This is a genomic window from Corallococcus sp. CA049B, from assembly GCF_003611685.1.
Taxonomy (GTDB): Bacteria; Myxococcota; Myxococcia; order Myxococcales; family Myxococcaceae; genus Corallococcus; species Corallococcus coralloides.
Genome location: NZ_RAWC01000037.1, coordinates 42,889 through 55,238 on the forward strand (window position 1 = coordinate 42,889; position 12,350 = coordinate 55,238).

General features: G+C 69.6%; 10 protein-coding genes and 2 tRNA genes. 5 read left to right on the plus strand and 7 right to left on the minus strand.

Annotated elements, in window-relative coordinates; all coding sequences use genetic code 11:
* Positions 1-15 precede the first annotated feature (15 nt).
* Both D7W82_RS11655 and D7W82_RS11660 read right to left on the minus strand, forming a co-directional pair.
* Positions 16-2,178 (minus strand): flotillin family protein, encoded by a 2,163-nt coding sequence (locus D7W82_RS11655; protein ID WP_120618412.1) that lies wholly within the window; start codon positions 2,176-2,178, stop codon positions 16-18.
* Positions 2,179-2,295: 117 nt separating this feature from the next.
* The gene (locus tag D7W82_RS11660) at positions 2,296-3,108 is read right to left on the minus strand and encodes a hypothetical protein (RefSeq protein ID WP_120618413.1); all 813 of its coding nucleotides are present in this window, start codon (positions 3,106-3,108) and stop codon (positions 2,296-2,298) included.
* Between the two features lie 161 nt (positions 3,109-3,269).
* On the opposite strand from D7W82_RS11660, the gene D7W82_RS11665 reads away from it, so the two are divergent.
* The 4 genes from D7W82_RS11665 (at position 3,270) to D7W82_RS11680 (ending at position 6,612) form a co-directional block, all read left to right on the plus strand.
* Positions 3,270-4,388, plus strand: a complete 1,119-nt coding sequence (locus D7W82_RS11665) for a DNA topoisomerase IB (RefSeq protein ID WP_233587429.1) — start codon at positions 3,270-3,272, stop codon at positions 4,386-4,388.
* 79 nt (positions 4,389-4,467) lie between these two features.
* Positions 4,468-5,199 carry a 2OG-Fe(II) oxygenase gene (locus D7W82_RS11670; protein ID WP_120618415.1) on the plus strand — a complete coding sequence of 244 codons (732 nt, stop codon included), beginning with the start codon at positions 4,468-4,470 and terminating at the stop codon, positions 5,197-5,199.
* A gap of 114 nt (positions 5,200-5,313) precedes the next feature.
* Complete coding sequence (locus D7W82_RS11675) at positions 5,314-5,508, plus strand: hypothetical protein (RefSeq protein WP_120618416.1); 195 nt, start codon at positions 5,314-5,316, stop codon at positions 5,506-5,508.
* A 39-nt stretch (positions 5,509-5,547) separates the two neighbouring features.
* Positions 5,548-6,612, plus strand: coding sequence for a patatin-like phospholipase family protein (locus tag D7W82_RS11680; RefSeq protein WP_120618417.1), 1,065 nt, complete (start codon positions 5,548-5,550; stop codon positions 6,610-6,612).
* A 13-nt stretch (positions 6,613-6,625) separates the two neighbouring features.
* Here the strand turns inward: D7W82_RS11680 and D7W82_RS11685 are convergent, their stop codons facing one another.
* Both D7W82_RS11685 and D7W82_RS11690 read right to left on the minus strand, forming a co-directional pair.
* A complete protein-coding gene (locus D7W82_RS11685) occupies positions 6,626-7,837 on the minus strand; it encodes an alpha/beta hydrolase (protein ID WP_120618418.1) in 1,212 nt (403 codons plus the stop codon).
* Positions 7,838-7,897: 60 nt separating this feature from the next.
* On the minus strand, positions 7,898-8,533 hold the full coding sequence (locus D7W82_RS11690; RefSeq protein WP_158617637.1) for a pyridoxamine 5'-phosphate oxidase family protein: 636 nt from the start codon (positions 8,531-8,533) through the stop codon (positions 7,898-7,900).
* A 93-nt stretch (positions 8,534-8,626) separates the two neighbouring features.
* On the opposite strand from D7W82_RS11690, the gene D7W82_RS11695 reads away from it, so the two are divergent.
* Positions 8,627-9,568 carry a LysR family transcriptional regulator gene (locus D7W82_RS11695; protein ID WP_120618420.1) on the plus strand — a complete coding sequence of 314 codons (942 nt, stop codon included), beginning with the start codon at positions 8,627-8,629 and terminating at the stop codon, positions 9,566-9,568.
* 44 nt (positions 9,569-9,612) lie between these two features.
* Here the strand turns inward: D7W82_RS11695 and D7W82_RS11700 are convergent.
* The 3 genes from D7W82_RS11700 to D7W82_RS11710 form a co-directional block, all read right to left on the minus strand.
* Positions 9,613-9,686: transfer RNA gene (locus tag D7W82_RS11700), tRNA-Met, on the minus strand.
* Between the two features lie 78 nt (positions 9,687-9,764).
* Positions 9,765-9,838, minus strand: a tRNA-Met gene (locus D7W82_RS11705).
* A 103-nt stretch (positions 9,839-9,941) separates the two neighbouring features.
* A complete protein-coding gene (locus D7W82_RS11710; protein WP_120618421.1) occupies positions 9,942-11,951 on the minus strand; it encodes a S1 RNA-binding domain-containing protein in 2,010 nt (669 codons plus the stop codon).
* Positions 11,952-12,350: the final 399 nt, after the last annotated feature.

The window sequence follows — 12,350 nt, forward strand, 5'->3', positions numbered from 1 at the left end:
GATTGGCGGGACGCTTCAGCCCTGCTGCTTCTGCGCGAGGGCCGCCGCTTCCGTCTGCACCAGCGCCTTGATGCCGGCGGCGGTGGACTCCGTGGGGCTCACCGACATCCGGTTGAGCAGCGCCGCGACGGCCAGGTTCTGCGCGTCGTTGCTGAGGCCCGGCTTGGAGAGGATCTCCTTCAGGTCCGCCGGCAGGTCCTTCTCACCGTTGAGGTAGCCACCGAGCGTCTTCTTCAGGGCCTCGCCGTGGTCCAGCGCGCCGTCCACCGAGCTGCCGAAGGACACGGCCTTGACGAAGTTCTCGAAGAACTTCCCGTCGCCGCCGACGATCTGGAACTTCGCGTTGGTGAAGGCCTGGGCCAGGACCGTGGCCTGGGCCTGGGCAATCTCCTTGCGGACGTTGATGGCGGCCATCTCCACGTCGCGCTCCTTCTGGAGGCGCAGGCGGTACTCCTCGTGCTCGCGGCCCACGCCGTCCAGGGCCTTCATCGCGGCGGCCTTCTCCGACAGGCCCCGGGCCTCGGCCATCAGCTTCTCCTGGATGGCGGCGGCCTCGGCCAGCTGCTTCTCGCGCGTGGCGAACGCCTCCGCCTCGCCGCGCTTGTGGATGGCGGTGGCTTCGGCCTCCTGCACGCGGGCGTGGGCCAGGCCCTTCTGCTCCGCACCCGCGGCCTCGGCGAGCAGCTTCTCGCGCACCGCGGACGCCTGCGCCTGGCCCTGCTTCTCGATGACGGAGGCCTCGGCCTCCTTCACGCGCACCTGCGCCATGCCCAGCTTCTCCGTGGCGACCGCGTCCGCTTCACGCACGCGCACGCTGGCCAGGCCCGCCGCGGCGGACTCGGCCTGGATGCCCTCGGCAAGCCGCATCTTCGCCTTGGCCTGCTTGTCCGCGGCCTCCAGGTCGGCCTCGGCCAGGGTCAGCTTCTCCTTGGCGAGGAACACGGAGATCTTCGCGCTCGCTTCCGCGGCCGTGACGTCCTTCACGGACGCCTCTTCGGCGTGCGCCTGGGCGGTGATGATGATCGCGTCCTTGGTGCGCTTCGCGTCCGACGTCACGCGCAGGTCCTTGATGTTCTCCTCTTCCTGGGCGACGGTCTTCTCCACCGCGATGCGGGCGCGGACAACGTCGGCGATGGCCTTCTTCTCCGACTCCAGCGCCTTCTCCTTCGCGATGCGCTGCAGCTCCGTCTCACGCTCGCGGTTGATGGCCTCCAGGGCGCGGTCCTTCTCCACGCGCTCGGTCTCCACGCCCACCACGCGCTCGCGGTTCTTCTGGGCCACCTGCACCTGGCGCTGCTTGTTCTCCTCGTTGATGGCGATCTCTTCCTCCGCCTTGATGCGCGCCAGCTGCGCCTTGGCGAACTCCTCGCTCTTCACGCGGTCGGCCTCGGCCGTCTCACGCGCCTGGATGATGTCGATCTCGCGGCGCTGCTTGGCGGCCGCCTCCTCGCGCTGACGCTCGAGGGCGAAGATGGCCTCGTCGGCTTCCACGTTGCGCTTGGTCACCGCCATGCGCTCGGACTGCTTCAGCTCGTTGGTGAAGACGTTCTGCTCGGTGGTGAGCTGGGTGATCTTCCGGATGCCCTGGGCGTCCAGGATGTTGTCCTTGTCGAGCATCTCCACCGGGGTCTGCTCGAGGAAGTCGATGGCGCAGTCCTCCAGCATGTAGCCGTTGAGGTCGCGGCCAATGGTCTCGACGACCTTGTCCTTGATCTCGTCGCGCTTGGTGTAGAGCTGTTCGAAGTTGAAGGACTTGCCGACGGTCTTGAGAGCCTCCGAGAACTTGGCCTCGAAGAGGTTCTCCAGCGTCTCCTGATCCGACGCGCGCGCGCAGCCGATGGACTGGGCCACCTTGAGCACGTCTTCACGCGTCTTGTTCACGCGAACGAAGAAGGTGACCTTGATGTCCGCGCGGATGTTGTCCTGACAGATGAGGCCTTCCTTGCCGCGGCGGTCGATTTCAACCGTCTTCAGCGAGATGTCCATCACCTCCGCGCGGTGCACGATGGGCAGCACCACGGAGCCGGTGAAGGTGACCGTGGGCTCCGTCTTCAGCGTGTTGACGATGAGCACCTTGCCCTGATCCACCTGGCGGTAGAACTTGGCCACGCTCGCGAAGATGCCGAAGAAGATGACGATTGCGACGCCGCTGATTGCCGCGATGCTGATGGGATCCATGGCCTATCCTGAGAAGTCCGTTGGGCGGGCCTTGTTCCAAGCACTCGGGGTCCCCCGCGAAAGCCACCCGGTGCCGCTTGTCGCGCCCGTCCGGAGGAGCCCGGAGGACGCCAATGTTCATCGCTGTGAGCGGGCTCGCGCGACGGCCGCTGCCTTCAGCGGATCACGCAGCTGCTCCATTTCCTGGGGGAGGAGCCAGTCCACCGGCTCCACCTCGTACACGCCCCGCTCCGCGTCGTAGCCGAGGATCAACGCCGGCTGACCGCGCTTGAGCTCATTGGGCTTGTCACAGAAGACGTTGAGGATGAGGCCCGCGGCCCCATCGTCGAAAGTGGCGTGGCCGTCCTTCGCCGTCACGCTGCCGCTGGAGATGGTGCACACGCGGCCCATCAGCGCATCGCGGCCCGGAGCCTTCTTGGCGATGAAGATGGGGCGCAGCGGCCGCACCGCGAGCCCGCCCGCCACCGTGCCCACCGTCGCGCAAGCGAGGCCCAGGCCCGTGCTCACGAGCCACGAGGGCAAAATGGAGAGCGCCGAGTGCGTGGCCTGTCCGCCGAGCAGCGACAGCGACCAAGAGAGGAACACCACCAGGCTCACCGACACGGTGACGGGGATGCCCCCGAAGCCCAGCGCCGCGAGCAGGCCGGTGGCGGCCTCCGCGTCGTGCAGGTGCGAGTGCCCCGCGTGGCCGACGTCATGGCCCCCGATGGCCTTCGCGCCACCTTCCAGGATCCCCGAGGTGGCCTTGGCGCCGCCTTCGAACGCGCCGCTCACCGCCTTGGCGCCGCCCTCCAGGGCCGAGTCGCCATCCAGCATGTCGATGCCCGCCGCGCCGATGATCACGCACAGCCAGTAGGCCAGCACCACACCGAGGAGGATGGTGAAGATCGCGGTCGGAAACGCCAGGAGGGCGTCGAGAAAGGTCGTCATGCCTCGGGAATAAATTAGGAGGTGGGAGTCACAACGAACTCTAAACGACTGCACCCATATCCGAAAATGCCGCCAGGGGCTTTTCTGGCCGGCTGCCCCCTCTGCTGCCAGGGGGCACCCGGATTGCCGCCCCGGCGTGGACTGCGCACTACAGGGAGGCGATGCCCTCCCATGCCGCCGTCTCAGAACCCGAGCGCCCCCGCCCCGCGAGCCACCCGGGGATGACCCAGCTGGAGCGGCTGCGGCAGGACGGCCACCGGCGGCTGGGGACGATGAAGCGCGGCTTCCGCTACGTGGACGCGCGGGGCCGGGCGGTGTCGCAAGCGGAGCGGGAGCGCATCGACGCGCTGCGCCTGCCGCCCGCCTGGACGGACGTGGCCATCTCGCCCAAGGCCACCGCGCGCCTTCAAGCGGTGGGGAGGGACGGGGCGGGCCGCTGGCAGTACCGCTACAGCGAGGCGCATACGCAGAAGCAGCGGGATGCGAAGTACCAGCGCATCGTGGGCTTCGCGCAGGCGCTGCCGAAGATGCGGCGCCAGGTGAGCAAGGATTTGCGCAAGCGGGGCCTGGGCCGTGAGCGGGTGCTCGCGGGGATGCTGCGCATCCTGGGCACCTGCTTCATCCGGCCGGGCAGCGAGCGCTACGCGGAGGAGCACGGCAGCTTCGGGCTGGCCACGCTGCGCTCGCGGCACGTGAAGGTGCATGGCGACACGGTGGTGTTCGACTACCCGGGCAAGTCCGGCGTGCGGCAGCACCGCGAGTTGAAGGACCGGCGCGTGGCGACGCTCGTGCGGCAGTTGTTGAAGGTGCCCGGGCGGGATGTCTTCAAGTTCGTGGTCGACGACGGCGCGGTGGTGGACGTGCGGCGCCGGCACATCAACGAGTACATCCAGCAGGTGATGGGGCCGGGTTTCAGCGCGAAGGACTTCCGCACCTGGGCGGGCACGCTCATCTGCGCCTGCGCGCTGGCGAGGGCGCGCGAGCGCGTGAAGGAGGACGGAGACGGCGGCCCGGTGAAGAAGACCGTGCTCAAGAAGAGCATGGTGGCCGCGGTGCGAGAGGCCTCCGAGCAGCTGGGCAACACGCCCGCGGTGGCGAAGGCGTCGTACATCTACCCGTCCGTGCTCGTCCTCTTCGAACGGGGCCAGGTGGTGGACCGCTACTTCCGGTCCGTGGACGAGCTGGCGGCGAGCTCGGGCGAAGGCATGCACTGCTCGGAGAAGGCGCTGCTGCACATGCTGGGCAAGACGAAGCTCGGCGCGAAGCAGGCGTCCCTGTAGCCACGGGCCCGGCCGGGAAGGAGGCGAGCGGTGACGGTTCCCCTCTCGCGCGTGCCGGGAAGGCGCTAGCGTCCGGTCCGTGCCCGAGTACGTCACCCACCGCGACGCCCTGCCCCGCGCGGAGCTGGAGGCCCTGGGGGGTGCCCTGCTCGGCTCCCGCTTCGTCGCGCGCAGTCCGTTGATGGGCACGTTCCGTGCGAGCCGGGGCTTCGCGTTCATCTTCACGCGCGAGGGCCGCGCGACGCTGGAGGCCCGCTTCCCGTTCCTGTCCGTCTACCTGCGCCGCATCCTCGACGATGACAGCGCGCGCGGGCTCCTGCCGTGGACGCAGCGCTGGTTCGGAGGCCGCGACACGCGTCCGCGCCCCAATGCGTTCTATCTGAACCTGCTGCTGCTGGACGCGGGCACGCCAGTGGGACGGCACATCGACGCGACGTTGCAGGAGCCCAGCGGTGTCCCGGACGCGACGCCCGAACACGTGAGCGTCCTGTACCTGCGCGTTCCGAAAGGCGCGCGGGGAGGCGCGCTGCGGCTCTTGCGAGACAACCAACTCCAGGGCGAGGTGCGCCCCAAGCCGGGCCTGCTGGTCCATTTCCGGGGCAACCTCCAGCACGAGGTCCAGCCCTTCACCGGAGGCCCGGAAGGCGCCCTGCGCGCGAGCCTCGTCTGCGAGCAATACGCCTTCGCGGACGACGTGCTGCCCCGGCTCCCGGTGTTCCGCATCCAGTCCAAGGCGGGCTTCTCCGCCTACCTGGAGGCCCAGCGCGAGCGCGACGGCGCGGCCCCTTCCGTGGGAACGCTGGAGGAGTGAGCGCCCGCTGGAGCCCCGCTCCTGGAGCGAGCAGCCGCACGGGCAGACCACCGCTTGCGCCCACGCGGCGTCATCCCAAGGCTTGAGGTTCACCTTTCGCATGTGAGGACGACCATGGCGGGCAAGAAGCTGGAGGGCTACGGCGAGACCAGTGAGCAGCGCCAGCGGCACCTGGAGAACGACGGGTTTTCCGAACGGGCGCCCCAGACACCCGAGGAACTGGAGAGGGCGCGCACCGAGCCGGAGGACGGCCATCAGGTGGTGACGCTCCACCCGCTGGAGTCGGAGCGTCCGGACGACGAGCGCTGAGCCTTTTCTCGCGCCGGACTGCTAGGGTCCGCGCCCGCGATGAGCCAGAGCCTGACCCTGCTTGCGGGCCCCGACGCCCTGCGCATCCTCCGGGAGCGCGGGCTGCGTGCGGAGGATGTGGACATCCTTCCGGGCGCATCCGGCGGACCGAAGTGGCTGGGGTTGGAGGGAATCGACCGCGTGCTGTTCGGCGAGCTCCTCCAGCAGCCGCGCACCCGGCCGCTGCATCTCATCGGCAGTTCCATCGGGAGCTGGCGTCTGGCGTGTCTGGCGCAGAAGAACCCGGTGGCCGCGCTGAAGCGCTTCGCGGACGCGTACCTGGAGCAGCGCTATCCGCCCAAGCCTCCGCCCTCGCTGGTCAGCGAGAGGAGCGCGACGATCCTGGATTCTCTCCTGGGGCCGGATGGCATGGAGGAGATCCTCACGCACCCGTGGGCGCGCCTGCACGTGGTGACGACCCGGTGCAAGGGATTGCTGGCGGCGGAGCAGTCCCGTGTGCAGCTCGCGGGCTTCGTGCTGGGCGCGCTGGCGAACGCGGTGAGCCGCCGGACGCTCGGGCTCCACATGGAGCGCGTCATCTTCCATACCGCTGGGGACTCGAGCCCGTTCGCTGGGCTCAAGGACCTGCCGTCAGTGCACCGCCCCCTCACCCGCGACAACCTACGCCCGGCGCTCATTGCTTCGGGCTCCATTCCGATGGTGCTCGCGGGCGTCCGTGACATCCCCGGCGCTCCGTCCGGCACGTACCGGGACGGCGGCGTCGTCGACTACCACCTGGACGTCGACTACGGCACGGGCGACAGGCTGGTGCTCTATCCGCACTTCTATCCGTACGTGGTGCCCGGCTGGTTCGACAAGTCGCTCAAGTGGCGCCGCGCGGGGCCGCTCAACTTCCGCCGCGCGCTGATCATCACGCCGTCGCCCGCGCACCTGGCGCGGCTGCCCGGTGGACGCATCCCGGACCGCTCGGACTTCACGCAGATGCAGGCCGATGATCGGATCCGCGCGTGGAAGCAGGTGCTGACCGAGGGCGACCGCATGGCCGATGAGCTGCGGGAGCTCTTGGCTTCGGGCCGCATCGCGGAGCACGTCCAGCCGCTGTAGCGGGCGGATCCGCTCAGGAAGCGAGCCACGTTCGAAGCGCGGCGTAGACCTCAGGGTGATCGAGCAGGCCCAGGTGATTCGCGCCCGGGATGATGCGCTGGTTCGCTTCCGGGAACCGCAGCGTCAGCTCCGGCAGGGCATGGCGGCCGAGCGCGCTGTCCACCGGGACCAGCCCGTCACCCGGCGGCCGCGGCGACAGCGTCTTCGCGGTGGTCGCCGCGACCGCGTAGCAGTCCACGCCTTCCGGCAGCGCGAGGGCCCGGCGCGCATCGCCACCCCACCCGAAGCGCTCCCGCCCCTCCCAGTGCGCGTCGAGCACGTTGCCGAAGCGAAGGTCCGTGACCCCGGCACCGCGGATCCGTCCCAGGCGTGAGAACGGCGCGCTGTACGGGCTGAGCTCCAACAGCACGTCCACCCAGCTCCCACCGCGCTCCAGCGGCGAGCCGTGATGGGGCGAACCCAGGCAGACGAGCCTCCGCAACAAGGGACGCCAGCCATGGCCCTCCGCGTCCGCGACGAGGCATGCGCTCCGCGCCACGAGCCCACCCATGCTGTGCCCCAGGAGCGTCAGCGATTCGAGCGGCACGGGCCAGCAGGACACGAGCTGCTCCAGCAGCTCCGAGAACGCACGCCCGTTCCGGGAGATGTGCAGACCGCTGTTGTAGTGAAGGTACACCGGCGTGTAGCCAAGGTCGCGCGCCAGCGCCGCGCCATGGTCATGCCCCCGCCGGCTCCACTGCAGGTCGTTCATCGAGGAGCCATGAACCAGCACGAGCAGCCGGTTGCCTGCCTCCGGAAGAGCGTCGCGCAGGGCTTGGGGCTCCAGGCGCAACGGCTGCCCGCGAACCCGGAACGTCATCGCTATGGCGAGCGGATTGCCCTGCTCCTCCAGCGCATCCCCCAGCACACCATTCAGCGCGGAGACCACCGCCTCACGCTGGGGCCCAGGGGAGCTGTCGCCCAGCCAGGGTGAAAGCTGCGCGAGCACGGCGTCGAGTCCTGCCCCGGCGTGCCGGGCGACCTCCTGAAGTGTTCCGTAGATCCACCCCGTCACGGCCCTGGCCGGGCGCTCCAGCGGCCTGCCCAGCACGGAGGGACCGCTGGCGATGGTGCGATGCACCTCCTCGACGAGCCCCATCACGCCCCGGGTGGCCTGCACCGCGAGGCGGCTGGCACCCCGCAGGGCCTCCGCGTTCTTCCGTGCTCCCGGCGACTGGCTGTTCATGGATCGCTCCTCCACTGCCAAACCTACCGAACCGTAACCTACCGAACCGTAGGTCCAGGGTCAAACCGTGGACCGCTTCAAGCGCCCAAGCTCCTCGCGCAGGGAGCGGTTCTCCGAGCGGAGCGTGTGGAGCTCGCTCACCATCGGGCGCATCGCGACGTCGACCTCCGCCTCGGTGAAGCGCGGGGTGATGTGCTGGGGGCAGTTCCAGTCGAAGCCCTCCACTCGGAGCACGAAGCCGCGCTCCACCTTCGCGCCGTACCCGGGGACCTCCAGGCGCTCCATCGTCGCGGGGTCCGTTTCGCGGGTGATGACGGACGCGTGCGCCAGGACCTTCAGGCGCGCACGGTTCGGGTAGTCCACGAAGATGAGCGCGACCCGGTCGTTCTCGCTGACGTTGCCCGTGGAGATGTACTGCTTGTTCCCCCGGTAGTCCGCGAAGCCGATCGTGTGCGGATCCAACACCCGGACGAAGCCCGGCGGACCGCCCCGGTGCTGGATGTAGGGCCAGCCGTTCGCGACCATGCTGGCCATGTAGAAGCTGTCGCGCTGGGACAGGAACTCCGCCTCGTCGGGCGAGAGCACGTCCGGTGCGTCCCCTGCCCTCTCCATCCGCGCGTAGGCCGCGCGGCTCCCGTTCTGCTCCTGGAGCGCCTTCACCGCGGGTGTGAAGGCAAGTCTGGCGAATCGGCCCATGGTCTTCTCCCTCGATGCTTCACGTATATCCATGGGACGTGCTGAAATAATCAGCCGGGTCGGCAAGACTTCATTGCCAACTCCGCAAGAATCATGGACCAGCTCTTCACGCTCCGGACGTTCGTCGCCGTCGCCAGGCAGGGAAGCTTCACGGGCGCGTCCCGCCACCTGCGCATCTCTCCGTCCGTGGCCACGCGGGCCGTCGCCCGGTTGGAGGAGCGGCTCGGGCTCGCGCTCCTCACGCGCACGACGCGCTCCGTGCGCCTCACCGAGCGGGGACAGATCTACCTGGAGAGCTGCCAGCGGCTGCTCGAAGACCTGGACGAGGCGGACCGCCGCGTCCGCGGTGAGAACGCCGAACCGCGAGGCGAGCTCCACCTCACCGCCCCCATCGTCTTCGGACGGCTCCATGTGCTGCCCGTGGTCCAGAAGCTGCTCGCGGCGCATCCGGCCCTGTCCGTCCGCATGCACCTGTCGGACAGGAACCAGCACCTCGTGGACGAAGGCATCGACGCGGCCGTCCGCCTGGGGGAGCTGAAGGACAGCAGCCTCATTGCCCTCAAGGTCGGCACCGTCCGCCGCGTGCTGGTGGCCAGCCCCCTCTACGTGAAGCAGCGAGGCGCCCCCCGCTCGCCCGCCGAGCTGAGCCGCCATGAGCTGATCGCCTTCGAGAACCTCGACACGACGAACGAGTGGCGGTTCGGCGAGAGGGAGAAGCCGGTGCGCATCCAGCCCCGCCTTATCCTCGACAGCGCGGACGCGCTCATCGCGGCGGCGGAGCAAGGCGCTGGCATCGCGCGCACGCTCTCGTACCAGGTGGCGGACGCCGTGCTCGCGGGGCGGCTGGTGCTGCTCCTCGGAGCGTTCGCGCCGCCCCCCGTCCCGGTGAGCGTCATCTACCCCGGCCGCCGCAGCGCCTCCGCGAACGTGGGCGCCTTCGTCCGCACGGCGCGCAGGCACTTCGAGGAGCACCCGCTCCTGCCGGTCGAAGCGTGGCGCCCGCCCAAGCCCGCGGGAGGCAAAGCCAGACGCTGAAAAAGCGAAAGGGCCCCGGTGTTTCCACCGGGGCCCTCTCAGAGTTGCGGGGGCAGGATTTGAACCTGCGACCTTCGGGTTATGAGCCCGACGAGCTACCAGGCTGCTCCACCCCGCGTCACCGTGACGCGGCACTGCTGTTATCACCTCGAACACCCGGGGTCGAAACTTTCATTTCGACCCCGGGCTTTTCAAGTTGCGGGGGCAGGATTTGAACCTGCGACCTTCGGGTTATGAGCCCGACGAGCTACCAGGCTGCTCCACCCCGCGGCGAGAACGAGAGGGTAAGTACCGAAGCCTCTCGCTACCGTCAACACCTATCTCGGCGCCCCATCGCATTGTCTCGCGCGAGCGCCGAGATGGCGTGACGTCACTACTTGCCCAGCTTGCTGAGCAGATCCGCGAAGGTGCCGAAGCCCTTCTTGCCAGCGCCCTGCGGCTGCTGCGTCTTCTGCCACGCCTCCACCTCGGCGCGCTCCTCCGCGCGGATGGCGCCGGGGATGGACAGGCGGATCTTCCCGGAGGCGTCGATGTCGATGATCGCCACCTTCAGCTCCTGGCCGATGGAGAAGTGCTTGCGCATGTCCGTGCCGCGATCCGTGCCGGTCTCGCTGGCCGGGATGAGGCCCTTGCCGCCCGGGAACGCGAGGAACACGCCGTAGGGCTCCAGCCGATCCACCTTGCCGACGACGACCGCGCCCACCTTGGGACGGGGCGCCGCGGGCTCCTTGGGAGCCGACGCCTGGGCCTCCTTCGCGGGGCGCTCCTCGGGAGGACGCTGGGCCTCCTCCTCGGAGATGCGGCGCAGGCCGATGCGCTTGTCATTCGGGTCGATCTTCTCGACGGAGACCCAGATGACCTCGCCTTCCTTCACCGCGTCGCGGGGGTGCGCGATGCGCCGGTCGCTCAGCGCGGAGATGTGCACCAGGCCGTCCACGCCCGGACGCAGCTCCACGAACGCGCCGAAGGGCTGGAGCCGGACGACCTTGCCCTGCATGCGGTCGCCCTCCTTGATCTCCTCCAGCGCCTTCTTGAACGGATCCTCCTGACGCGAACGCAGCGACAGGGTGATGCGCTCCTTCTGCTTGGCCTTGTCCGGGGAGTTGGGCTGGCCCTCCTCCATGCGGAGGATCTCCACCTCCACCTCGTCGCCCTGCTTCACCACGTCGCTCGGGTGAGCGACGCGCGTGTAGGAGAGCTCGGAGACGGGGACCATGCCCTCCACGCCGCCCAGGTCCACGAACACGCCGAAGTCGCGCACGCCGGAGACCTTGCCCTTGACCGTCTTGCCCACGGCCAGGGTCTTGCGCGTCTCCGTGGCCAGCCGGCGCTGCTCGTCCTCCAGCAGCGAGCGGCGGGACAGCACCACGTTGCGGTCGCGCACTTCCGTCACGCGGAACCGGAGCTTCTCGCCGATGAACTGATCCGGCTTCTCCACGAAGCGGATGTCCAGCTGGCTGATGGGGCAGAAGGCGCGCGTCTCACCGATGGCGACCTCCACGCCACCCTTGTTCACGCTGAGGACCAGGCCCTCCACCGGCATGCCGGAGGCGCGGGCCTCCGCGAGCATCGCGAAGGACGCGTTGCCCTTGGCCAGCGCGCGGCTGAGCTGGATGCCCCGGGCGCCCATCTCCACGACGTGCGCCTCCAGGCGGTCACCCACGCCGAAGCGCAGGATGCCCTCGTCGTCCTTGAGCTCGCGCAGCTCGATCATCGCCTCCGACTTCGCGGAGCCGTCCAGCGACACGAACGCGGTGTCCGCGCCCAGCTGGAAGATGGTGCCGGCGACCTTCTCGCCAATGCGCACGCCGCGGCGGCCAGGAGCGCCACCGTCCTTGACCTGCGCCTCGAACATGTCCGCGAAGGACTCGGTCTCCGGGACCTCTTCGTACAGCGGGCTGGACGGCGCGGGGGCCGGCGTCACCGGACGCGGGGCCGGAGCCGGCGTCGAGGCCGCGGAGGCCTGCGCGTCGGCGCCCGTCTGCTCCGCGGTCGCGGTCGCCTCGGCGGGCTTCTCACCCTCCAGCGCGCGCGTCTCGATGGAGCCCGAGGCCCGCTTCACGACCACCATGGGGCCGGACGGACGGCGCTCTCCGCCGCCTCCTCCGCCACCCCGGCGCTCGCCGCCACGGCCACCGCCGCGCTCACCGCCACCGCGGGGCGCGTCGCCCTGGGGACGGGGCTGCGACTGGGCGTCGCGAGGACCGCGATCACCGCGGCCCGGCCCACTCTTCTCATCGCGGCCGCCACGGCCACCGCCGCGCTCGTTGCCCTGGCCCCCCGAAGGGATGCCCAGCATCACGTCGCCAAACGTGGCCTTCGGCTTCTTGGGACCGAAACCGCCAGGACCGCCCGAATTTCCGCCGCTCTTCTCGTCGCTCACTGCCGAGACCTTCCGTTGACGATTTCCGACCCGGGACTTCCTTGAAGTCAGGGCCTCTTGAAAAAGGCGGCGGACATTACACGCGCGCCATGCCCGGAGGAAGCCGCATGCGGCCATCCCCTTCACAATCGGCCTCCTATCCCAACGAAAAGGGGCCTGTCCTGCATTCCGTTTGAGTCCCCAGGCACCGCCTGGAGGGCAGCCGCCCCGCCGGGCGCCGCGCCGCGTCTACCGGACGAGCCCCAGCTTCCGGCCCACCTTGCGGAAGACGGCGCCCGCCTCCGGGACGCCCAGCGCGGCGGAGATGGCGAAGTAGACGACGCCAAAGGGGACCGCCGTCGCCAGCAGGCCCAGCACCGGGTGCAGCCGGGGCGGCACCAGGAGGGTCCCGCCCCACTC